This window comes from Sphingomonas flavalba (assembly GCF_004796535.1).
GTDB classification, from domain to species: domain Bacteria; phylum Pseudomonadota; class Alphaproteobacteria; order Sphingomonadales; family Sphingomonadaceae; genus Sphingomonas_L; species Sphingomonas_L flavalba.
The window spans coordinates 327,867-350,972 of sequence record NZ_SPHY01000001.1; the positions used below are offsets into that span (position 1 = coordinate 327,867).

A 23,106-nucleotide genomic window follows, 5' to 3' on the forward strand; every position below is an offset into this window, starting at 1 on the left:
CTGACGGGGGCGCGGGAGAATGACGCATGCCTGAGCCACGACACCTGATCGCCTATGCGCTGATCGCGCTGATGCTACTGGCGGGGGCCGGCGCGATCTGGCGCGCCATCATCCAGCGCCGCCGGCGGCGCGAGATGCGGCGGCGGCGTGGCTGACCCGCCTGCATGGGAACGGCACCAGCCCATTCCCCTTACAGGTTGACGACAGCGCCCTCGGCGGCGGAGCGGCCGGCCGCTTCGGCCAGCACCAGCGCCGCGATACCGTCGGCATAGCCGACAGCGGCGGGGGCGCCGGCCAGCATGTCGGCGAAATGCGTCATTTCCGCGCGATAGGCGGCAGCATAGCGGTCGAGGAAGAAATTCTGCAGCGGGTCGGCGGCGGCCCCCGCCTCCCCCCAGCATTCGACCGTCGTTTCACGGACATTGCCGGCGCGGATCAGGCCGCCGGAGCAAAATGCCTCGATCCGCTGGTCATAACCATAGCCGGAACGGCGGGTGTTCGAGATGACGCAGAGCTTGCCCGAGGCGGTGCGCAGGAAGATGCGCGCGGTATCGACATCGCCAGCAGCGCCGATCGCCGGATCGACCAGGCAACTGGCGGAGGCGAACACCGACACCGGCTCTTCCCCCAGCAGCCAGCGCGCCATGTCGAAATCGTGGATCGCCATATCCTTGAACAACCCGCCCGATACCCGGACATAGGCGATCGGCGGCGGCGCCGGATCATGGCTGATGATATGCAGCGTTTCGAGGCTGCCCATCGCCCCGGCGCCGAGCCGCGCCTGCAGCGCGCGGAAATGCGGGTCGAAGCGGCGGTTGAAGCCGAGCAGCAACGGCACCCCGGCCCCGCCGAGCCGGTCTGCCGCCGAGCGGGCACGGGCGAGATCGAGGTCGATCGGCTTTTCGCAGAACACCGCCTTGCCGGCGGCGATCGCCCGCGTCGCACAATCGAGATGGGTGTCGGTCGCGCTGGCGATGATCACGCCGTGCACCGCAGGATCGGCGAGAACGGCGTCGAGCGTCGCGACGCTGGCGCCGGTCGCCGCCGCGACGTCCCGCGCCGCAGCGTCAACCGGGTCGACGACATGGGCAAGGCGCAGGCGCGGTTCGGCGGCGACGTTGCCGGCATGGATGCGGCCGATGCGGCCGGCGCCGATCAGGGCGATGTCGTACATGGTCATTCCTTGTCCAAAGCGACCGGGCGCCCCTCGCGCGCCGAAAGCGCCGCCGCCTCCGCCATGGCCAGCGCGGCGCGGCTGGCGGCATAGCCGGTTTCCGGCGCGGCGCCCCCGGCGAGAATGTCGGCAAAATGGTCCATTTCCGCCTGATAGGCGCCCGCATAGCGCTGGATGAACGCATAAGGAAAGGCGTCGGCCTGGGCGCCGGCGGCGCGCCAGACGCTGACCGCGCTGTTGGTGACGTTGTCGACGCGCAACGCCCCGGCGGCGCCGAATGCCTCGATCCGCTGGTCATAGCCGTAGCCGGACCGGCGGCTGTTCGAAATGACGCAGAGCTGGCCCGAAGCAGTGCGCAGCAGCAGCTTGGCGGTATCGACATCGCCGAGCGCGGCGATTTCGGGATCGATCAGACAACTGGCCCAGGCGAAGACCTGCACCACCGGTTCGCCGACCAGCCAGCGGACCAGATCGAAATCATGGATGGTGAAATCCTTGAACAGCCCGCCGCTGCCGGGAATGAAGGCGGGCGGCGGGGTTTCCGGATCGTGATTGACGATCTGCAACGATTCGAGCGCGCCGATCTCGCCGGCATCGAGCCGCTGCTTCAACAGCCGGTAATGCGGATCGAAACGGCGGTTGAAACCGACGAACAGCGGCGGCAGGCCGGGGCGGGTGAAATCGGCGGCGGCCGCGTCCAGCCTTTCCAGCGACAGGTCGAGCGGCTTTTCACAGAACACCGCCTTGCCGGCGGCGAGGCAGGCGCGGGCGTCGTCGAGATGCGCGTCGGTCGAGCTGGCGACGACGACGCCGCGCACCGCCGGATCGGCCAGCACCGCGGCGAACGTCGTCACCTGGGCGCCGGTTTCCTCCCCAAGAGCATTGGCCAGCTCGGCGCGCGGGTCGACGATCCACGCCAGGTCGAGCCGGGGGTTGGCGGCGGCGTTGCGGGCATGGACGCTGCCCATGCGCCCGGCGCCGAGTTGTGCGATGCGGATGATGGCGCCGTCTCCTTGCCCCTGGGGATCATCTTATAGAATGTGATTTCCGTTTCCAAATAGAATGGAATTTACATCGCAGCAATGATATTTTGCGTTTGCCGTCGGAACAGATATTCTAATCCGGCCAGTATCGAGGACGCCCATGACCGACCAGCCGCAGGTGCCGACGACAGCAGAGGAATTCCGCGCCCTGGTGCTGGAGCGCTATGACGGCCTGAGCCGGCGGCTGCAGCAGATCGCGCGCTACGTGCTCGACCAGCCCAACGAACTGGCGCTGGAGACGCTGGCGGTCATCGCCGAGCGATCCGGCGTGCAGCCGTCCGCCATCGTCCGCTTCGCCAAAAGCTTCGGCTTTTCCGGGGCGACACAGATGCAGCGGCTGTTCCGCGACGGACTGCTGTCCGGCAACGCCGCGCTCGGCTATGGCGACCGGGTCCGCCAGTTCAACGACGTCGTCAGCCGCCGCAAGGCCGGCGAAGAAGTGCTGAACGAGTTCGTCGAGGGCAATGTCCTGGCCCTGCAGAATCTCGCGCAGACGATCAGCGACGCGGAGATGCGCCAGGCGATCGCGATGATCGCCAAGGCCGAGACCGTGCATGTCGCCGGATTCCGCCGCTCCTTTCCGGTCGCCGCCTATCTGGCCTATTCGCTGCAGCAGACCGGCAAGCGGGTGCTGTTCATGGACGGCGTCGCCGGGCTGGCGAAGCAGCAGGCGAGCGCGATGCACCCGCGCGACCTGCTGATCGCGATCAGCTATCACCCCTATGCCGAGGAAACGGTGCAGCTGGTCGACATTGCCACGCAGCAGGGCGCGGCGGTGCTGTCGCTGAGCGACAGCCTGGTCAGCCCGATCGCCAAGCCGGCATCGCTGGTCCTGCAGGTGCGCGAATCGGAAGTGCGCGGTTTCCGCTCTCTGGCGACATCGATGTGCCTGGCGCAGGCGCTGGTCATCCGTTTCGCGTTCGAGACGGCGCCGGGCAAGCGCGGTTGAGATATTTTGCCGCGGGCCAATTATAGAATTTCTATTGCATAAGTGAAATCGATGGAATAGGCGTTACATGTCGCCCGATGCTGCGGGCGGCGGGAACGGGACCGCTATGGCGCATTCGGACAAGATGCTCGATCTCATCACCCTCGGACGATCGAGCGTCGACCTCTATGGCCAGCAGACCGGCGGGCGGCTGGAGGACACCGCGTCCTTCGCCAAATATGTCGGCGGCAGCCCGACCAACACCGCCGTCGGCGGCGCCCGGCTGGGCCTGCGCACCGGGCTGGTGACGCGGGTCGGCACCGACCATATGGGCCGGTTTCTTCACGAGCAGCTCGGGCGCGAGGGGGTGGACACGCGCGGCGTCGTCTTCGACCCCGATCGGCTGACCGCGCTGGTCATCCTGGGCCTGCGCGACCGCGAGAATTTTCCGCTGATCTTCTACCGCGAGAATTGCGCCGACATGGCGCTGACCCGCGACGACCTCGACCGCGCCTGGATCCAGTCCGCCGGAGCGGTGCTGATCAACGGCACCCACCTGTCGCAGCCGGACGTCTATGCCGCCAGCGTCGCCGCCGCGACCTGGGTGCGCGAGGCGGGCGGCAAGGTGCTGTTCGACATCGATTATCGCCCGGTGCTCTGGGGCCTGACCGGGCGCGACATGGGCGAGAACCGCTTCGTCGCCGACCCGGCCGTGACCGAGCGGCTGCAGCAGGTGCTGCCGCTGTGCGACCTGATCGTCGGGACGGAGGAGGAGATCCACATCCTCGGCGGCAGCACCGACACCATCGCCGCGCTGCGCGCGATCCGTGCCGGGAGCGACGCGCTGATCGTGTGCAAGCGCGGTGCACTGGGCTGCGCCGCCTTCGACGGTGCCATTCCCGACCGGCTGGACGACGGGATCAGCGGCCGCAGCTTCCGTATCGAGGTGTTCAACGTGCTTGGTGCCGGCGATGCGTTCATGGCCGGGTTCGCGCGCGGCTGGCTGCGTGGTGAGGCGATCGCCGACTGCTGCACCTTCGGCAACGCCTGCGGCGCAATCGTCGTGTCGCGCCACGGCTGCGCGCCGGCGATGCCGAGCTGGACCGAGCTGGAAGCCTTCCTGGCCAGCGACACCCACCCGTTCCGCCTGCGCGACGACACCGCGCTGGAGCAGATCCACTGGGCGACGACGCGGCGGCGCGCCTATCCGTCGCTGACCGTGCTCGCCGTCGACCACCGCAGCCAGTTCGAGGAACTGGTGGAGGAATTGGGTGTCGACGCCGGGCTGATTGGCCGGTTCAAGGGCTTCGCGCTCGCCGCGCTCGACAGGGTGGCGCAGGGCGATCCCGGCTTCGGCCTGCTGGTCGACGGGCGCTACGGCTTCGACACGCTCGCCGCCGCCGCCGACCACCCCTATTGGATCGGCCGGCCGATCGAGCGGCCCAAGTCGCGGCCGCTGGCGTTCGAGGGATCGGCCGATGTCGCAACCGAACTGGCGCAATGGCCGGTCGACCACGTCGTCAAATGCCTGGTCTTCTACCACCCCGACGACACACCGGAGATGCGCGATCGGCAGGAGCGGCAGTTGCTGCGCCTGTTCGACGCCTGCCGCAAGACGCGCCACGAACTGTTGGTCGAGGTCATCGTTCCCGCCGACATGCCGGGCGACGCGATGACCGTCGCCCGCGCGATCCGCCGGCTCTACGCGATCGGCATCTACCCGGACTGGTGGAAACTGGAACCGGTCGACGACCCGGCCGCCTGGCGCAATATCGCGGCGGCGATCACCGAGAACGATCCGCATTGCCGGGGGGTGGTGCTGCTTGGCCTGTCGACGCCGATGCAGCAGCTTATCGCCTCGTTCGACGCGGCCGCCGCGGTCGACATCGTCAAGGGATTCGCCGTCGGGCGTACGATCTTCTACGATGTCGCGCGCGAATGGATGCGCGGCGCGATCAGCGATGCCGACGCGGTGGACGCGCTGGCCGAGCGGTTCTCGCTGCTCGTCGAGGCGTGGCGCAACGCCCGCGCCGGCGTGGGGAAGGCGGCATGACCGACAGGCGGATGACGGCCGCGCAGGCGGCGGTGGCGTGGCTGGCCAACCAGTATGTGACGCTGCCCGGCGGACCGGCGCGCTTCTTCGCCGGCGCCTGGGCGATCTTCGGCCACGGCAATGTCGCCGGGATCGGCGAGGCGCTCTATGCCGCCCGCGACACGCTACCAACCTGGCGTGCGCACAACGAGCAGGCGATGGCCCATGCCGCCATCGCCTTCGCCAAGCAGAGCCGGCGGCGGCGGGCGATGCTGTGCACGACATCGATCGGGCCGGGGGCGACCAACATGGTGACCGCCGCCGCCCTCGCCCATGTCGACCGCCTGCCGGTGTTGCTGCTGCCTGGCGACGTCTATGCCAGCCGCCGCCCCGACCCGGTATTGCAGCAGATCGAGGATTTCGGCGACGGCACTGTTTCCGCCAACGACTGTTTCCGGCCGGTGTCGCGCTATTTCGACCGGATCACCCGGCCGGAGCAGTTGCTCGACGCCCTGCCGCGCGCGATGGCGACGCTGACCGACCCGGCCGATTGCGGGCCGGTGACCCTCGCCTTCTGCCAGGACGTGCAGGCGGAGGCCTTCGCCTATCCCGAAGCTTTCTTCGCGCCACGCACCTGGCGGCAGCGGGTGGCGATGCCAGACCCCGCCGACATCGCCGCGCTGGCCGAACGGCTGCGCACGGCGGCGCGGCCGCTGCTGATCGTCGGCGGCGGCGTCGGCTATGCCGGGGGCGAGGCGGCACTGGTCGCTTTCGTCGCGGCGACCGGCATCCCCTTTGCCGAGACGCAGGCGGGTAAGGGCACCCTGCCCCACGACCACCCGCATAATCTGGGCAGCATCGGCGTGACCGGAAGCAGCGCGGCCAACCGCGCGGCGGCGGAGGCCGACCTGATCGTCGGGCTCGGCACCCGGTTGCAGGATTTCACCACCGGGTCACGCGCGCTGATCGACGGTGCGCCGCGGCTGGTGCAGGTGAATGTCGCGGCGTTCGACGCGTACAAGCATGGCGCGATGCCGGTGATCGGCGATGCGCGGGCGGTGCTGCTGGCGCTGGCGGATGCCGCACAGGGCGTTGCGGCAAGCGCGGACTGGCAGGCGGCGACACGGGCAGCGCGGGCCGAATGGGATCGCGCCGCCGCGGCGGTGATGGCAGCGCCGGCCGGCAACACCCTGCCGTCCGACGCGCAGGTGATCGGCGCCGTGGCGCGCGGGGCGGCGCAGGACGCGATCGTCGTCTGCGCCGCCGGCGGCCTGCCCGGCGAGCTGCACAAGCTGTGGCCGACCGGCGCGACCGGCGGCTACCATGTCGAATACGGTTATTCCTGCATGGGCTACGAGATCGCCGGCGGGCTGGGCGCGAAGATGGCGGCGCCGGATCGCGACGTCTATGTGCTGGTCGGCGACGGCAGCTATCTGATGCTGAATTCGGAGCTGGCGACCGCCGTCGCGATGGGCGTCAAGCTGATCGTCGTGCTGCTCGACAACCGCGGCTTCGGCTGCATCAACCGGCTGCAGGCGGCGACCGGCGGCGCGCCGTTCAACAACCTGCTGGCCGACACCCGCCACGCACAGCTGCCCGACATCGACTTCGCCGGCCATGCCCGCAGCCTTGGCGCCCATGCCGAGAAGGTCGGGTCGATCGCCGAGCTGGAAGCGGCGCTGGGCCGGGCGCGGGCGGCCGGGCACAGCAGCGTCATCGTCATCGACACCGATCCGGCGGCGAGCACGGAGGCCGGCGGCGCCTGGTGGGACGTCGCGGTGCCGGAGGTGTCGGAGCGCCCGGCGGTCAATGCCGCGCGCGCGGCATATGAGCGGCAACTGCGCCGGGGCGAGAGGAAGTGAGACGGTCATGGCGATAAGATTCGGGGTCAGCCCGATCGCATGGATCAACGACGACATGCCGGAGCTGGGCGGTGACACGCCGCTGGAGTCGGTGCTGGCCGACGCGCAGGCGATCGGCTTCACCGGCGTCGAGCTGGGCGGCAAGTTCCCGCGCGACCCGGTGGTGCTGAAGCCGCTGCTTGGCCGGCACGGGCTGACGCTGGTCGGCGGCTGGTACAGCGCCAGCCTGCTGACCCGGTCGGCCGAGGAGGAGGTCGCGGCGCTGCAACCGCATCTGGCGCTGCTGAAGGCGATGGGCTGCACCGTGTTCATCATCGCCGAGACGAGCAACGCGATCCACGGCGACCGCGGCCAGCCGCTGGCAGCGACACCGCGGCTGGCGGAGGACGACTGGGAACGGTTCGGGGCGCGGCTGACGGCGGTGGCGGACCATGTCGCGGCGGCAGGTTTGCATCTGGCTTATCACCATCATCTCGGCACCGTCGTCGAGCGGCAGCGCGACCTGGAGCATTTCCTACAGGCGACAGGCGCCAGCGTCGGGCTGACCGTCGACACCGGCCACGCCGCGCTGGGCGGGATCGACCCGTTCCGGCTGATCCGCGACCACCCCGAACGCGTCGCCCATGTCCATTGCAAGGACATCCGGCCGGAGGTGTTCGGCGCGCTGGGCCGGCGCGGCGGCAGCTTCCTGGACGGGGTGCTGGCCGGGATGTTCACCGTGCCGGGCGACGGTTACCTCGACTATGGCGACGCGATGCGGGCGCTGGCCGACATCGGCTATGACGGCTGGGTGATCGTCGAGGCGGAACAGGACCCGGCGGTCGCCGACCCGCGCCGCTACGGCGAGATCGGGCTGCGCACGCTGGAACGCTGCGCCGACCAGGCCGGGCTGGCATGGCGGGCGGCGGCATGACCCTGCGCGTTCGCCCCCATGCCCCCGACTCCACCGGCTGCGTGCTGGAGGTGACGCCGGAGAGCGCCGGCTGGGACCGGGTCGGCTTCAAGGTCCACCGGCTGGCGCCGGGGCAGATGCTGGCCGGCGGCGCGGTCGACCGCGAGGCGTGCCTGGTCGTGCTGTCCGGCACCGCCGATATCGCCGCCGGCGACGCCGCCTTCCCCGGCATCGGCGGGCGGGCGAGTGTGTTCGAGGATGTGGCGCCGGCCGCCGTCTACGTCCCGGCGGAAGCCCGCTATCGGGTGACGGCGCGCGACGCGGTCGAGTTGGCGGTGTGCACCGCGCCGGGCGGGCCTGGCCGCGCGCCCCGGCTGATCGCACCGGCGACGATGACCCGCGAAGTGCGCGGCGAAGGCACCAACCAGCGTTTCGTCCGCAATATCCTGCCGCAGGACGAACCGGCCGACAGCCTGCTGGTCGTCGAAGTGATCACGCCGGGCGGCCACTGGTCGAGCTACCCGCCGCACAAGCACGACCGCGACGTGCCCGGCGAGGAAACCGCGCTGGAGGAGACCTATTATCATCGGCTGAACCCGCCGCAGGGCTTCGCCTTTCAGCGGGTGTACACGGACGACCGCAGCATTGACGAGACGATCACCGTGGAGGATGGGGATGTTGTGATGGCACCGCGCGGCTATCATCCGGTCGGCGCACCGCACGGCTATGACTTGTATTATCTGAACGTCATGGCCGGGCCGAAACGCGAATGGATCTTCAAGAACGATCCCGCGCACGCATGGATCGTCGCCCGGAATTGACCCCACTGGTGTTTAACAAGGACCTGTCATGACCATCGTTCAGCATTTCGTCGGCGGCGCGCATTCTTCGGACGGCAGCGGCCAGAGCAACGTGTTCGACCCCAACACCGGCCAGATCGCGCGGCAGGTGCCGCTGGGCGACGCCGCGCTGCTCGACAAGGCGGTCGCCGCCGCCCTCGCCGCCCAGCCCGGCTGGGCGCACACCAACCCGCAGCGCCGCGCGCGCGTGATGTTCCGGTTCAAGGAACTGGTCGAGGCGCATATGGAGGAGCTGGCGCTGCTCCTGTCGTCCGAGCACGGCAAGGTGGTGGCCGACGCGCGCGGCGACGTGCAGCGCGGGCTGGACGTGATCGAATATGCCTGCGGTATCCCGCAGGCGATGAAGGGCGAATATACCGAAGGCGCCGGCCCCGGCATCGACGTCTATTCGATGCGCCAGCCGCTGGGCGTGGTCGCCGGCATCACCCCGTTCAACTTCCCGGCGATGATCCCGATGTGGATGTTCGGCATCGCCGTCGCGGTCGGCAACGCCTTCATCCTGAAGCCGTCCGAGCGCGACCCGTCGGTGCCGCTGCGCCTGGCCGAGCTGATGCTGGAGGCCGGGGCGCCCGAGGGCATCCTGCAGGTCGTCCACGGCGACAAGGAAATGGTCGACGCGATCCTCGACCACCCGGACATCGCGGCGGTAAGCTTCGTCGGGTCGTCCGACATCGCGCATTACGTCTACAATCGCGGCGTCGCCGCCGGCAAGCGGGTGCAGGCGATGGGCGGCGCCAAGAACCACGGCATCGTCATGCCCGACGCCGACCTGGACCAGGTGATCCACGACCTGTGCGGCGCGGCGTTCGGTTCGGCCGGCGAGCGCTGCATGGCGCTGCCGGTGGTGGTGCCGGTGGGCGAGGACATCGCCGACCGGCTGCGCGAGCGGCTGATCCCGGCGATCGCCGCGCTGAAGGTCGGCATTTCGACCGACGCCGACGCCCATTACGGCCCGGTGGTGAACGCCGCCCACAAGGCACGGATCGAGAACTGGATCCAGACCGCGGTCGACGAGGGCGCCGAGCTGGTCGTCGACGGGCGCGGCTTCACCCTGCAGGGGCACGAGGACGGCTTCTTCGTCGGCCCGACCCTGCTCGACCGGGTGACGCCGGAGATGAAAAGCTATCGCGAGGAGATTTTCGGGCCGGTGCTGCAGATCGTCCGCGCCCCCGATTTCGAGACCGCGGTCAGGTTGCCGAGCGACCATCAATACGGCAACGGCGTCGCGATCTTCACCCGCAACGGCCATGCCGCGCGTGAGTTCGCGGCGCGGGTCAATGTCGGCATGGTCGGCGTCAACGTGCCGATCCCGGTGCCGGTATCCTACCACAGCTTCGGCGGGTGGAAGCGTTCGGCGTTCGGCGACACCAACCAGTACGGCATGGACGGCGTGCGTTTCTGGACCAAGGTCAAGACGGTGACGCAGCGCTGGCCGGACGGCACGCCCGACGGCTCCAATGCCTTCGTCATCCCGACGATGGCGTGACGGACATGGCCGGTCGATCCGACCTGATCGCGACGATGGTCGCCGCCGCCAAGGCGGCCGGTGACGGCCTGATGCGCGATTTCGCCGCGATCGACCGGCTGGACGTACGCCACAAGAACGGTCCGGCCGACCCGTTTTCCGAGGCCGACCTGCGCGCCGAGGAAACGGTGCGGTCGATGCTGGAAAAGGCAGCGCCCGATTACGGCTTCCTGGGCGAGGAAGGCGGGCTGCGCGAGGGCCGCGACAAGCGCCATGTCTGGATCGTCGACCCGCTGGACGGCACCGCGAATTTCCTGATCGGCCTGCCGATCTTCGCGGTCAACATCGCGCTCGCCCGCGACGGCGAGGTGATCGCCGGCGTCACCCATGTGCCGGCGCAGAACGAGACCTTCCGCGCCGAGGCGGGCGGCGGCGCCTGGCTGAACGACCAGCGCATTCAGGTGTCGCGGCGCAGCGAGATGGTGAAGGCGATCCTGTCCGTCGGCATCCCGTTCGCCGGCAAGCCGCGCCACCGGCAGTTCGTGACCGAGATGGAACGCCTGACCCCGCGCGTCGCCGGCATCCGCCGGCTGGGCGCCGGCGCGGTCGACATGGCCTATGTCGCCTGCGGCCGGTTCGACGCCTATTGGGAACAGAGCGTCAGCGCCTGGGACATGGCGGCCGGGGTGGTGATCGTCCGCGAGGCGGGCGGTGTCGTCACCAACACCAGCGGCGGCGCGCTCGACTTGTCCGGCGGCACCGTGCTGGCGACGACGCCGCAGATTCAGGCTGAACTGCTCGACGCGCTGAGGGCGGACTAACGGAACCGTCGCGCCGGGGCGGCGCCTCGGCATGCGCGCTATGCCGGCCAGGTAATCGTCACGCACAGGCCGCCGAGGGCGGCGCGGGACAGAGCAATGGCGCCGCCGGTCGCCGCCGCGACATCGCGGACGATGGCGAGGCCGAGGCCCTGCCCGCCGCTCTCGTCGAGGCGGGCGCCGCGTTCCAGCGCCGTCTGCGCCGCCGTCTCGTCCAGCCCGGGGCCGTCATCCTCGACCGTCAGATGGCGTTCGGCGCCGGCGATCCGCACCCGCCGCCGCGCGTAGCGCACCGCATTCTCCGCCGCCGCGCCGAGCAGTTCGGTCAGGTCCTCCGCCGCGAGCGGCAGGCGCAGCGCGTCTGGCACCGCGACGTCGAAGGCCAGCCCTTCGCCCTTCTCCGTCCGTTCGAGCACCGCGACCACCTGTTCGGCAATCGCGCGCGCCGGGCAGGACAGGCCGGGGCCGCGCCGGACACCGGCGACGCGGGTGCGGGCCAGTTCGTTCTCGACCGCCGCGCGAACCGCGGCGATCGCCCGGTCGAGCCCGTCTGCAGCGGCGACGGCGCCGGATCCGCGCGCGCGGCGGCTTTGCGCGGCGAGCGCGGCGAGCGGGGTCTTCAACCCATGGGCGAGATCGGCGGCGCGGCGGCGGGCGCGTTCCACATCGTCTTCGCGCGCATCGGCGAGGGCGTTGATCGCGTCGACCAGCGGCTGGACCTCCGGCGGCCCCTCCGCCGCCAGCCGCTCCGCCGGGCTTTGGCGCAGCCGGTCGAGCGCATGGCGGATGCGGGCGAGCGGGCGCAGGCCGAGCGTGACCTGCACCCAGGCGGCACCGGACAGCGCCAGCCACAGAACGGCGAGGAAGATCGCCAGTTCGCGACCGAATTCCCGCCCGGCGGTGGCCAGCGCATCGGCGTTCTGGCCAATCTGGACCAGCACCGGATCGCTGCCCGCATCGAGCACCACCCGCCGTTCGAGCATGACCAGCCGGGGTTCGAACGGGCCGGGGGCGAGGCGCTCGCTCCATTGCTCACGCGAGGCGGAGGAGGAGGTGGGCAGCGCCTGATCCCACAGCGAGCGCGAACGGACGATGCCGGCGGCGTTCGACGCCTGCCAGTAAAGGCCGCTGGCCGGGGTGGCGAAGCGGTCGTCGGTCGGCATGTCCTGCGCCCGAAGCGCGCTACCGGGGGCGAGCGACAGGCCGGCGATGACCTTCAGTCCGTCGCGCTGCAATTCGTCGGCGAGGCGGCGTTCGAGATGGTGTTCGAACAGCACGGTCATGAACAGCCAGGCGGCGACTAGCGCCGCGGCGATGGCGACGGTACCGACGGCGAGCAGCCGCCAGCGCAGCGAGGCGAGCAGCCTCACCCGCTGTCGCCGAGCATGTAGCCGAAGCCGCGCCGGGTGGTGATCAGCCCGGCGCCGACCTTGCGGCGCAGCCGGGCGACCAGCGCCTCGATCGCGTTGGAATCCGTCGTGTCGGCGGCGCCGTAGAGATGGTCGGCCAGTTCCATCGCGGAAACCGCCCGCGCCGGGCTGTGCGCCAGATAATCGAGTAGGCGGAATTCGAGCGGCGACAGGCGGACCGGCACGCCGTTCAGTTCCGCCGTCATCCGCTGGCTGTCGATGCGCAGCGGGCCGACGGCGAGCACGCTCGACCCGCGCCCGGCGGCGCGGCGCAGCAGGCCGCGAACCCTGGCGATCAGTTCGCCCATCTCGAACGGCTTGCCGAGATAATCGTCGGCGCCGGCGTTGATCCCCTCGACCCGCTCGGTCCAGTCGCCGCGCGCCGAGACGATGATCACCGGGAACAGCCGGTCAGCGGCGCGCCAGCGCTTCAGTACGGACAGGCCATCGAGCTGCGGCAGGCCGAGGTCGAGGATGGCGATGTCGTAATCCTCGACATCGCCGGCGAACCAGGCGTCGCGGCCGTCCGGCGCGATGTCGACGACGAAGCCGGCCGCGTGGAGCGCGGCGCGGATATCCTCCGCGACGGCGGCTTCATCCTCGACGACCAGGGCGCGCATCCGGCGGTCAGTCCTCCTCGACCTTCAGCACCTTGCCGGTGCGAGCGTCGATCTCCACCTCCATTACCCGGCCGGTGGACGACAGGGTCTTCACTTCATAGATCAACCGGCGCGGATGATCATCGTCGTCGTCGAGCTCGACCTTGATGACCTGGCCGGGGGCGCGAGCCTGGGCGATCGCCATGATCCGGGTCAGCGGCAGCACCTCGCCACGGCGAAGCGCGTCGCGGACCTGCTCGTGCGACTTGTGGGACTTGCTGCCGGCAACGGCAGCGGCGGGGACGATGGCGAGCAGCAGCGCCGCGGCGATCGTCTGGCGGAGGGATGGGCGTTTCATCATGGCCGCTGCCTAGCGAGGCGCCGCTGACATCCGGCTGACGGCCGACGGCGGCGGGGCGTCAGCGCCCGGCGCCTATCACCACGGACATGGGGACCACCAGATTCACCGCCGGGACCGCGACGCTGCTGTTGCTTGCCGGCACGCCCGCGATCGCCGCGCCCGCCGCCGAGCCCACCGCCGCCGCCAGCGGGGTGCTGGTGTTCACGCCGGACTTCTTCGCCGATTCGCGGCCGAACGACGCGCTCGACATGGTCAGGCGGCTGCCCGGCTTCGCGATCGTCGACGCGGACGCCGAGGTGCGCGGCTATGCCGAGGCGGCGGGCAACATCCTGTTCGACGGCAAGCCGCCGTCGACCAAGGCGGAATCGCTGGAGGACCTGCTGCGCCGGATCCCGGCGGCGGCGGTGGCGCGGATCGAGTTGATCCGCGGCGGCGCGCCGGGAATCGCGATGGGCGGGCGCGACGTCGTCGCCAATGTCGTGCGCGCGACCGCAGCCAGCCACCACGCCGCGATCACCGCCGGCGCGATCGCGGCCAATGACCATGTCCTGCACCCGGTGATGACGCTGGAGGCGTCGCGCCAGTCCGGCCCCCGGCGGATCGAGGGCGCGATCGGCATCACCACCGAGATCGACGAGGATGCCGGGCGCGGATCGACCCGGACGATCGACGCGGCGGGGGCCGTCACCAGGCAGATGCCGCGCCGCAAGTGGGAGACGGTGCAGACGCTCTCCGGGCGCGGCGCCTGGGACACGCCGCTGGCCGGCGGCACGCTGTCCGCCAACGCCAGCATCAGCCGCGCCCGCAAGCGTGAGGATGTCGACACCGGCCCGGAGGCGGTGCGCGAGCGCGAAACGCTGACCGAGGGCGAGGCCGGCGCGCAGTACCGTCATCCGATCGGCGCCGACAGCCGGATCGAGGCGTTGCTGATCCACCGCATCGGCCGGCTGCGCTTCGATTCGACCGCGATCGAGGGCAACGACAGCGAGCGCTTCACCCAGAGCAGCGATACGGCGGAAAGCATTGCCCGGCTGTCGCTGCGCCGCGAGCGCGGGCCGCTGGCGATCGACGCGGCGATCGAGGGCGCGATCAACAGTGCCGACGGCAGTGCCGCGCTGTTCGCCAACGGCGCGCCGGTTCCGGTGCCCGGATCGAACAGCCGGGTCGAGGAGCAGCGGGTCGAGGCGTCGCTGGGCGCGACCTGGCGGCCGTTCGCCCGGCTGACCGTCGAGCCGTCGCTGCGGCTGGAACGGTCGCGGCTGCGCCAGCGCGGCGACGCGGTGCTCGACCGGCGCTTCACCTATTGGAAACCGCGGCTGGCGCTGACCCGCGCGCTGGGCGGCGGCGACCAGATCCGGCTGGCGGTGCAACGCGACGTCGGGCAGCTCGACTTCAACGATTTCGTCGCCTCCGCCTCGCTCGACCGGGGCGAGATCAACGCCGGGGCGGTCGACCTGCGGCCGCCGCGCAGCTGGAGCGCCGCCGCGACCTACGAACACCGCTTCGCCGGCGACGGCGCGATCGTGCTGCGCGCGGCGCACGAACGGATCAGCGACGTCGTCGACCATGTCGTGCGCCACGACCAGGGCGTACCGTTCGACGCGATCGGCAATATCGGCCGCGGCAGCCGCGACACGCTGACCGCCGAGACCACCCTGCCGCTGGCGCCGCTGGGCATCGCCGGCGCGCGGATCGTGTCGAGCGTGACGCTGACCCGAAGCCGGGTCGGCGACCCGGTGACCGGGGCACGGCGCTGGATTTCCGGCGACAAGCCGGTGACCGGTACGATCAGCCTGATCCACGATTTGCCCGGCGGGGCGGTAAGCTGGGGCGCCGACCTGACGCTGGCGGAGCGCAAGCGCGAATACCGGCTGGACGAAATCCGCACCAAGGCGCGCGGATTCCGGTTCGACGCGCATATCGAATACCGGCCCGCCCCCGCCTGGCGGCTGCGACTGGAGGCAGTCAATCTGACCGCCCTGCCCTTTGCCGAGACCCGCCGCAAATATGCCGGCGCGCGCAGCCTGGCCGCCCCCGACAAGACCGAGGAGCGGCGGACGGCGACGACGCCGACGGTCCTGTTCACCGTCCGGCGGGCATTCGGCGGGTGAGCGGCGCGTGCTCAATCGGCGAGATGGGTCCGCCACAGGCTGGCGGCGAGCAGCATCGACAGCACCGAGGCGCCGATCCAGAACCAGATCGCCGGGCCGAAATCATAATGGCGCTGGCCGTCGACGATCCGCATGCCGCCTTCGATCAGCGCGCCGGAGACATGCTCCTGCACGGCGGCGCCGACATAGCTGAACACGCCGATCACCCCCATCGCCGCGCCGGCGACCCGTTTCGGCGCGATGTCGACCGCGAACAGGCCGCCGAGCGAGGTGACCAGGCCGGTCAGCCCCATGCCGAACAGCAGCATGCCGAGAACCAGCATCGGCGTGCTCGCCGGGCCGAAGAAGATCAGCAACAGGCCGATCAGTTCGAGCACGGCGAACAGCAGGTTGGCCGGCGGGCGGCGGGTAGCGAACCATTTGTCGGAAATGAAGCCGAAGGCGATCGCGCCGACGATGCCGGCGAGCGTGCTCAGCATCAGCAGCGTGCCGGCCATCGGCAGGCTGTAGCCGCGCGCCTCCTGAAGATAGAGCACGCCCCAACTGTCGATCGCGTAGCGGGTGACGTAGGTCAGCGCGCTGGACACGGCGAGCACCCAGATCGCCGGGATCTTCAGGATCGACAACTGGGTGGAAAGCACGCTGCGCGCGGTGCCGCGTTCGGCATGGACATGGTGGTCGCCGCGCCATTCGGCGACCGGGGGCAGGCCGAGCGTCTGCGGCCGATCGCGCAGCAGCCACCAGCAGCCGGCGGCGGTCAGCAGGCCGAGCAGGCCCGGCCCCCAGAAGCCGTAGCGCCAGCCGAACAGCGCGGCGAGCCCACCGACCATGACGAAGGTCAGCCCCTCGCCGATCGAATGGGCGGTGCTCCAGATGCCGTAGATGCGCCCGCGCTCGCGGTTGGAATACCAGGCGGTCATCGCGACGACGCCGGCGGGGGCGCCGGCGCTCTGGAACCAGCCGTTCAGGCCCCAGATCAGCACCGCCGCCCAGAGCACGGTGATGCCGCCCATCGCGATGTTGCAAAGGGCGGTGGCAAGGAAGGTGGCGGTCAGGAAACGGCGGACATTGGCGTGATCGGCGAGGAAGCCGTTGGTCAGCTTGCCGATCGCATAGGTGTAGAACAGCGCCGAGCCGATCATCCCCAGTTCGACCGGGGTGAAGATGCCTTCGTCGATCAGCGGCTTCTTGACCACGCCGAGGGCGAGACGACAGGTGTAGATCAGCCCGTAGCCGAGGGTGATGGCGATCATCACCCGCAGGCGGTGGTGGCGGTAGAGCCGGTCGATTTCCGCCTTGTCGGCAAGAACGGGGCGATCCTGCCCGGTCACGAAATAGCGCAGCATCGCCGTCCCCCGCTCCCATCGCCCACGGCCCGGCTCTGCTCGGTGCCGATCCGACCCCGGCCCGGCACGGGCCGGACCGGGGCCGTCCAGTGAACCCGGTTCCGGGCCGACGCCGGCCCCGGAACCCCCTAGAAGTTCAGCTGTATGCCGGTTTTCGCCGACCAGCCGTAGCGTTCGATCTCGACCAGATGCCGCGGTATGCCGATGAAGCGGCGCTGCGGTTCGTCGTTCAGGTTCGCGCCTTCGACGAAGATGTTGAAATTGGGGGTGATCGCGTAGCCGATGCGCGCATCGAACTGGTTGAAATTGTCGACATACTGATCGCCATCGCGCGTCTCGCCGACCGTGTCGAGATAGCGCGAACGGTAGGTATAGGCCACGCGCGCCGAGATGCCGTATTTCTCGTAGGTAAGCTGTGCCGAGGCAACGCGGTTCGACTGGTTGGCGAGCCGGACCGAGTCGGTGCGGCCGGGGATGCCGGTTGCCCGCGACTTGACGAAGGTCATGCTGGCGCCGACGCTGAACCCGTCGAGCGGCGACGGCAGGAAGCTCAGCTCCATCTGCGCGTTCAGCTCGAGCCCGGTGACCCGCGCGTCGTCCGCGTTCTGCGGCTGGGTGACGAAGGCGGTCGGCAGCGTCTGGCCGGCATAGGTGCCGCCAAGCACGGTCGTGCCGGTCAGGAAGATCGGGTTTTCGATCCGCTTGTGGAAGAAGGCCGCCGACAGGATGCCCTGCTTGCCGATGTAATATTCGACCGCCGCGTCGAAATTGGTCGCGTAGAGCGGCTTCAGGTCCGGATTGCCGAGGCTGACTTCCCTGTCGCCGACATTGACCAGCACATAGGGCGCGATGTCCTCGTAATTCGGACGGCCGATCGCCCGGGTGACGGCGCCGCGCATGGTCAGGCCCGGTGCCGGGTCGAAGCGCAGGTTGATGCCGGGGAAGAAGTCCGTGTAGCTGCGGCGGCCGAAGCTGTCGAAGCCCTGATCGAAGGTCGAGGCGTCGGTGATCGTCTTGCCGGCGAAGCGGCCCCTGGTGTGCTCCATGCGAACGCCGGGCACGATGGTGAAGGCGCCGAACTTGGCGCTGGCCATCACATAGCCGGCAAGCACGCGCTCGCGGATCCGGTAGTCGCCGGCCAGGCTGTCCGACAGCGAGCTTTCGTCGTCGATCTTGAACTCGCCCTGGTGGGCGGCGAGGTAGGCGTCGGCCGCCGCGGCGTCGATGCCCTGCCCGAACGGATAGGCGGTGCCCTTGTAGATGTTGCCGACATCCGCGCCGAGCACGTCCGCGATCGTCATCGGCCCCTTGGTACTATAGGCCCGGTTCTCCTTGTCGTTGCTCTTGCGGCGATCGACATATTTGGCGCCCGTCTTGAAATAGGCGCTGTCGCCGATCTCCAGCGGGGTGCGGAAATCGACCCGCGCCTGATACAGATTTTCCAGCGCCAACCGGCTCTCGTACTTGGCCTTGGAGGCGGTGAATTTCGACGGATCATAGGCGGCATCAAGCGGCGACACGTCGACCATGTAATCGTCGAAATCATAGCTGCCGCCGATCTTCTTCGCCTTGAACGTCCATTCGTCGCGATGCGGGTCGCGCTTCTTGGCACGCGAGTAGGTTCCCTCGACGTTCAACTGGCTGTCGCCGAACATGAACTCGCCGCCGGCCGAACCGGAGAAGCTGCTCGTCGCCTCCTGACGAGTGCGAACCCGGCGATCCGCGCTGCCGTTGGCATAGTCGCCGCTGGTCGCCGTCTGGTTGGTGATTTCCGCCGGGTCGTCGACCGGCAACTGGGCGCCGAAATGCTGGCGCGATTCGCTGTCCTCGTATTTGGAATAGGTGAAGCGCAGGAAGGTCTTGACGTCGGTGCTGGGCCGCCAGTCGAAATTGGCGACGGCGCCGGTGCGGGTCCGGTGAGTCGCGTAGCGCCGGATACTGAATTCGTCAGGAATGACGTGGCCGTTGACGTCGACCCAGTTTTCCGAGGCGCCGACATTGTCCGCCCACAGCTTGCGGTCGGACCGGCTGAACGACAGCACGGCGCCGAAATCCTTGTTGGCGCCGAACAATGCGCCGGCGGTCAGATCCACCTCATACGGCTTCTTGTGGTTGGCCTGATAATAGCCGACCGCCGCCTTGCCGGTGACGAAGGTCTTGCCGCGATCGAACGCGGTCAGCGTCTGGATATTGGCCTGACCGGCGATGGCGTTGGCGTCGAGGTCCGGCGTCAGCGTCTTGACCACGGTGACCGAGCCGATCAGCGCGGACGGGATGTCGTCCAGCTTCACCTGGCGGCCGTCCGGTTCCGGCGCCGGGGCCGTCTGGCCGTTCAGCGTCACGTTCAGCAGTTCCGGGCCGACGCCGCGCACCGTCAGGTAGCGGCCCTCGCCCTGATCGTTGGCGACCGACAGGCCGGGCAGGCGGCGCACCGCTTCCGCCACGTTCTGATCGGGCAGGCGACCGACATCGTCGCCGCGCACCGCGTCGACCTGATTGTCCGACAGGCGCTTTTCCTCGATCGCCGCGCGATCCGCAGCCCGGCGCCCCGTCACGACGATATCGTCCGGCGTGCCCCCGCCCTGGGCCATGGCCGGCGCCAGACCGACAAGCCCCGTCGTCAGCATCAACGCCTTTACACACGACCCGAGATCAGCAGCCATCTTGCCCTCCATATCCGCCTCGCACTCTTGGCCCGGTGCGATTCGTCCAGGAGATACTATGAATGAAAATTCTATTTTGCAACATATTTAGAATAGTTCTTGCATATTTTTCGCACGTACTTACTCTGCGAGGGCGAAATGAAGCGGCGATGACAGCCTGGCAGCGCGGGAGAGAGGGATGAAACTGGTAACGACGATCGGCCTGCTGGTGGGAACGGCGCTGGTACCGGCCGCCGGCTTCGCCCAGGACCGGCCGGCAACGGTGACCGCGGCGGCCGAGACGCAGGCCGCGCCCGGCGGCGACGCCAACCAGGCGGCGATCGCCGTCAACCCGGCGGCGCCGGAAGCGAGCCGGATCGTCACCACCGCCGAGAGCAAGGGATTGCAGGTCCACGCGCTCGACGGCCGCCTGCTCAGCACCGCCGAGGCGGGCGAAGCGGTCGGCGTCGCCTTGCGCGGCGGCTTCATGTTGGGCGGCGCGGCGCAGACGCTGGTCGTCTCCGCCGACGGCGCGGCGAACAGCCTGCGCTTCTTCACGCTGGCGGGCGATCGGCTGACCGAAGTCGGCGCGCGCGCGGTGCCGCTGGACTTCGCGGTCGAGAATGTCTGCCTGTTCCGCAACGCGCCCGACGCCGCGCTCTATGCGATCGCGGTCGGCGACGGCGGCGAGATCGACCAGTGGATGGTCTACGCGACCCCCGACGGCAAGGTCGATGCGCGCCAGGCGCGGCGCATCACCCTGCCGACCAAGATCAAGCATTGCGTCGCCGACGACGCGAGCGGGAAGCTGTATGTCGCCGAACAGGCGACCGGCCTGTGGCGGTTCAACGGCGACCCGGAGACCGATTCGGCCCCGGCGCTGATCGACGCGCCTCGCATCGGCCGGATCAGCGAGGAACTGGGCGGCATCGCGCTGTACGACGCGGGGCCGGCGCGCTGGCTGATCGCGTCCGACGCGTCGACCGGGCGGCTGTTCCTGTACGACCGCACCAAGGACGACGCCTATGCCGGCGCCGTGACGATGGCCGGGCCGGGCGGCACGGCGGTGAAGGAGCCGGGCGGGCTGGCGGCGACCGGTGCGGCACTGGGCAGCGGCTTCGGCCACGGCCTGCTCGTCGCGGCGGACGAGGACGCTGCCGGCGGCGCCAATTACAAGCTGGTCGGGTTCGACGCGCTCGCCGCGCCTCTCGGCCTGGCGGTCGGTACGCCGGAACTGCCGCCGACCAGCGTCGCGCCGCGCTTCCCGACCGTCACCGCGCGGGTGGAGACGGTGCCGGTTGCCGCCGCCGGCGACGCCGCCGACGATCCCGCGATCTGGCACAACCCGGCCGACCCGGCCGCCAGCCTGATCATCGGCACCGACAAGAAGGCCGGGCTCTACGTTTACGACATGCAGGGCAAGGTCGTGCATTTCGCGCCGGTCGGGCGGATGAACAACGTCGACCTGCGCGACGGCTTCATGCTGGATGGCAAGCCGATCGTGCTGGTCACCGCCAGCGACCGGACGCGCAAGGCGGTGGCGATCTACCGGCTGGACACCGCGACCGGGGCGCTGATCGACATCGCCGACGGGCTGCAGCCGTCCGGCCTGTCCGACCCGTATGGCCTGTGCATGTACCGCAGCACCAGATCCGGCCGCAGCTACGTGATCGTCAGCGACCCGGACGGGCTGAACCGCCAGTGGGAACTGGTCACCCGGCCGAACGGCAAGGTCGCGATCAGGCAGGTGCGCGATATCCGGTTCGGGTCGCAGACCGAAGGCTGCGTCGCCGACGACGCCAACGGCGCGCTCTACATCGCCGAAGAAGATGTCGCGCTGTGGCGGGTCGGCGCCGAGCCGAAGGCCGGGGACGCGCGCAGGCAGGTCGATTCGGTCGCCGGCAACCCGGCGCTTAAGGACGACCTGGAAGGCGTGTCGCTCTATGACCTCGGCAACGGGCGCGGTTACCTGGTCGTGTCCAGCCAGGGCAACAACAGCTACGCCGTCTACGACCGCGACGGCGCCAATGCCTATCGCGGCTCCTTCGCCGTCGTCGCCGACGGCGCGACCGGGATCGACGGGATCTCGGAGACCGACGGGCTGGACGTGAGCAGCCTGCCGCTCGGCCCCGGCTTCGAGAAGGGCGCGATGGTCGCGCAGGACGGCCGCAACGTGCTGCCCGGCGAGAAGCAGAATTTCAAGATCGTCAGCTGGGCCGACATCGCCGCCGCGCTGAAACTGGAAAGCCGCTGAGCGGCCGGGAGGGGAGCATGAGCATGCACACAGCCATTCGCGCGATGATGGGCGTGGCGCTGGCGGCGATGACTGCCGGAGGCTGCGCCGCGACCGACAGCCCGGCGAACGCCGACGGCCTTGCGCTGGAACGGGTGGTGTTCGTGATGCGCCATGGCATCCGCCCGCCGACCAAGGACCCGGCGAAGGGCACCAATTACACCAGCGATCCGTGGCCGGCCTGGCCGGTCGACTACGGCCTGCTGACCCCGCGCGGCGCCGCCGGCATCCGCCTGCTCGGCACCGCCGACCGCGCCGAATACGTGAAGCGCGGGCTGATCCCGGCCAACGGCTGCCTGACCCCCGGCGCCGTCGATGCCGAGGCGAGCGCCAAGCAGCGCGCGATCAAGACCGGCGAAGCCTATCTGGAGACGTTGCTGCCCGGCTGCGTCGTCGCGGTCGCCCACCCGGAAAAGGAAGGGCCGGAGGACGCGATCTTCCATCCGCTCGATTCCGGGCCCGCCGATTTCGACGGCGCACGGGGCCATGCCGAAGCGCTGGCGCTCGCACCGGCCGGGGGGCTACCGGCCGAGGCCGCCACCCACCGCGCCGAAATCGACCTGCTCGGCACCGTCCTCGGCTGCTGTTCGGCGACGGTCTGCGCGGCGAACGGGGCGGGCGACGCCTGCACGCTGGCCGACCTGCCGACGACGCTGGCCGCGAACCCGCACGACCGGCCCGACCTGGAGGGGCCGCTGGTGATCGGATCGACGATCAGCCAGACCTTGCTGCTCGAATATCTGGAAGGCATGCCGATGAGCGACGTCGGCTGGGGCCGGGTGACCCGCGACCAGATCGAGCAGCTTCTCGTCTTCCACCCGGTCAAGTTCCGCTACGAGAACGGATCGCCCTATGTCGCGCAGCGGGCGGCGGGGCCGCTCGTCTCGCGCATGCTGGGCGCGCTGACCGCCGGGGCGGACGGCGCAAGGCTGACCCTGCTGTTCGGCCATGACACCAACCTGGCCGATATCGGCAGCCTGCTCGGCCTGGACTGGCAGGTGCCGAGCTACCCGAAGGACGATATCCCGCCGGGCGGCGCGCTGGGCTTCGAGCTGTTGCGCGACGGCAAGGGCCAGCGTTTCGTCCGCGCCTTCTTCCGCGCGCAGACGATGGACCAGTTGCGCGAGCAGCAGGCGCTGGACCCGGATGCGCCGGGCTATCGCGCCTATCTGCCGATCCCCGGCTGCAACGCAGCGGGCGACACCGCGCCCTGCCCGATCGACCGTTTCACCACGGTGGTGAAAGCGAAGCTGGCCGGATCCTGAATTCCC

General features: G+C 69.8%; 18 protein-coding genes. 11 read left to right on the top strand and 7 right to left on the bottom strand.

What is annotated here, in order from left to right; genetic code table 11:
* The first annotated feature begins 26 nt into the window (after window positions 1–26).
* Window positions 27–155 carry a hypothetical protein gene (locus E4A53_RS14980; RefSeq protein ID WP_275401787.1) on the top strand — a complete coding sequence of 43 codons (129 nt, stop codon included), beginning with the start codon at window positions 27–29 and terminating at the stop codon, window positions 153–155.
* A gap of 35 nt (window positions 156–190) precedes the next feature.
* Here E4A53_RS14980 and iolG (E4A53_RS01500) read toward each other — a convergent pair whose 3' ends face one another.
* Window positions 191–1,174, bottom strand: coding sequence for an inositol 2-dehydrogenase (gene iolG, locus E4A53_RS01500; RefSeq protein ID WP_136161331.1), 984 nt, complete (start codon window positions 1,172–1,174; stop codon window positions 191–193).
* A gap of 2 nt (window positions 1,175–1,176) precedes the next feature.
* Entirely contained in the window at window positions 1,177–2,175 is a 999-nt protein-coding gene (gene iolG, locus E4A53_RS01505; protein ID WP_136161332.1) for an inositol 2-dehydrogenase, read from the bottom strand.
* A gap of 142 nt (window positions 2,176–2,317) precedes the next feature.
* Here iolG (E4A53_RS01505) and E4A53_RS01510 point away from each other — a divergent pair, with 142 nt between their 5' ends.
* The 7 genes from E4A53_RS01510 to E4A53_RS01540 all read left to right on the top strand — a co-directional run bounded on the left by E4A53_RS01510 (window position 2,318) and on the right by E4A53_RS01540 (window position 11,077).
* Window positions 2,318–3,166: a MurR/RpiR family transcriptional regulator gene (locus E4A53_RS01510; RefSeq protein WP_136161333.1), complete on the top strand. Its 849-nt coding sequence runs from the start codon at window positions 2,318–2,320 to the stop codon at window positions 3,164–3,166.
* A 106-nt stretch (window positions 3,167–3,272) separates the two neighbouring features.
* Entirely contained in the window at window positions 3,273–5,198 is a 1,926-nt protein-coding gene (locus tag E4A53_RS01515; protein WP_206366189.1) for a bifunctional 5-dehydro-2-deoxygluconokinase/5-dehydro-2-deoxyphosphogluconate aldolase, read from the top strand.
* Window positions 5,195–7,039, top strand: coding sequence for a 3D-(3,5/4)-trihydroxycyclohexane-1,2-dione acylhydrolase (decyclizing) (iolD, locus tag E4A53_RS01520; protein WP_136161335.1), 1,845 nt, complete (start codon window positions 5,195–5,197; stop codon window positions 7,037–7,039). Before E4A53_RS01515 ends, iolD begins: the two co-directional genes overlap by 4 nt.
* A 7-nt stretch (window positions 7,040–7,046) precedes the next feature.
* Complete coding sequence (iolE, locus tag E4A53_RS01525; protein ID WP_136161336.1) at window positions 7,047–7,952, top strand: myo-inosose-2 dehydratase; 906 nt, start codon at window positions 7,047–7,049, stop codon at window positions 7,950–7,952.
* Window positions 7,949–8,752, top strand: a complete 804-nt coding sequence (gene iolB / locus E4A53_RS01530) for a 5-deoxy-glucuronate isomerase (RefSeq protein ID WP_136161337.1) — start codon at window positions 7,949–7,951, stop codon at window positions 8,750–8,752. Before iolE ends, iolB begins: the two co-directional genes overlap by 4 nt.
* A 28-nt stretch (window positions 8,753–8,780) precedes the next feature.
* A complete protein-coding gene (locus E4A53_RS01535) occupies window positions 8,781–10,277 on the top strand; it encodes a CoA-acylating methylmalonate-semialdehyde dehydrogenase (RefSeq protein ID WP_136161338.1) in 1,497 nt (498 codons plus the stop codon).
* A gap of 5 nt (window positions 10,278–10,282) precedes the next feature.
* A complete protein-coding gene (locus tag E4A53_RS01540; RefSeq protein ID WP_136161339.1) occupies window positions 10,283–11,077 on the top strand; it encodes an inositol monophosphatase family protein in 795 nt (264 codons plus the stop codon).
* A gap of 38 nt (window positions 11,078–11,115) precedes the next feature.
* On the opposite strand, the gene E4A53_RS01545 is transcribed toward E4A53_RS01540, so the two are convergent.
* From E4A53_RS01545 to E4A53_RS01555, 3 genes are read right to left on the bottom strand one after another with little or no spacing between them, the layout of a single operon-like run.
* Complete coding sequence (locus E4A53_RS01545; protein WP_206366191.1) at window positions 11,116–12,444, bottom strand: sensor histidine kinase; 1,329 nt, start codon at window positions 12,442–12,444, stop codon at window positions 11,116–11,118.
* Complete coding sequence (locus E4A53_RS01550; RefSeq protein WP_136161340.1) at window positions 12,441–13,103, bottom strand: response regulator transcription factor; 663 nt, start codon at window positions 13,101–13,103, stop codon at window positions 12,441–12,443. The genes E4A53_RS01545 and E4A53_RS01550 overlap by 4 nt, the downstream gene beginning before the upstream one ends.
* A gap of 7 nt (window positions 13,104–13,110) precedes the next feature.
* Window positions 13,111–13,443: a PepSY domain-containing protein gene (locus E4A53_RS01555; RefSeq protein WP_206366193.1), complete on the bottom strand. Its 333-nt coding sequence runs from the start codon at window positions 13,441–13,443 to the stop codon at window positions 13,111–13,113.
* 86 nt (window positions 13,444–13,529) lie between these two features.
* Here E4A53_RS01555 and E4A53_RS01560 point away from each other — a divergent pair, with 86 nt between their 5' ends.
* Window positions 13,530–15,554: a TonB-dependent receptor plug domain-containing protein gene (locus E4A53_RS01560; protein WP_136161342.1), complete on the top strand. Its 2,025-nt coding sequence runs from the start codon at window positions 13,530–13,532 to the stop codon at window positions 15,552–15,554.
* Window positions 15,555–15,565: 11 nt separating this feature from the next.
* On the opposite strand, the gene E4A53_RS01565 is transcribed toward E4A53_RS01560, so the two are convergent.
* Both E4A53_RS01565 and E4A53_RS01570 read right to left on the bottom strand, forming a co-directional pair.
* Window positions 15,566–16,900: an MFS transporter gene (locus E4A53_RS01565; RefSeq protein ID WP_136161343.1), complete on the bottom strand. Its 1,335-nt coding sequence runs from the start codon at window positions 16,898–16,900 to the stop codon at window positions 15,566–15,568.
* A gap of 128 nt (window positions 16,901–17,028) precedes the next feature.
* Entirely contained in the window at window positions 17,029–19,563 is a 2,535-nt protein-coding gene (locus E4A53_RS01570) for a TonB-dependent receptor (protein ID WP_168694279.1), read from the bottom strand.
* A 178-nt stretch (window positions 19,564–19,741) separates the two neighbouring features.
* Here E4A53_RS01570 and E4A53_RS01575 point away from each other — a divergent pair, with 178 nt between their 5' ends.
* Both E4A53_RS01575 and E4A53_RS01580 read left to right on the top strand, forming a co-directional pair.
* Window positions 19,742–21,796, top strand: coding sequence for a phytase (locus E4A53_RS01575; RefSeq protein ID WP_136161345.1), 2,055 nt, complete (start codon window positions 19,742–19,744; stop codon window positions 21,794–21,796).
* A gap of 17 nt (window positions 21,797–21,813) precedes the next feature.
* Window positions 21,814–23,100, top strand: coding sequence for a histidine-type phosphatase (locus tag E4A53_RS01580; protein ID WP_136161346.1), 1,287 nt, complete (start codon window positions 21,814–21,816; stop codon window positions 23,098–23,100).
* The last annotated feature ends 6 nt before the right edge of the window (window positions 23,101–23,106 follow it).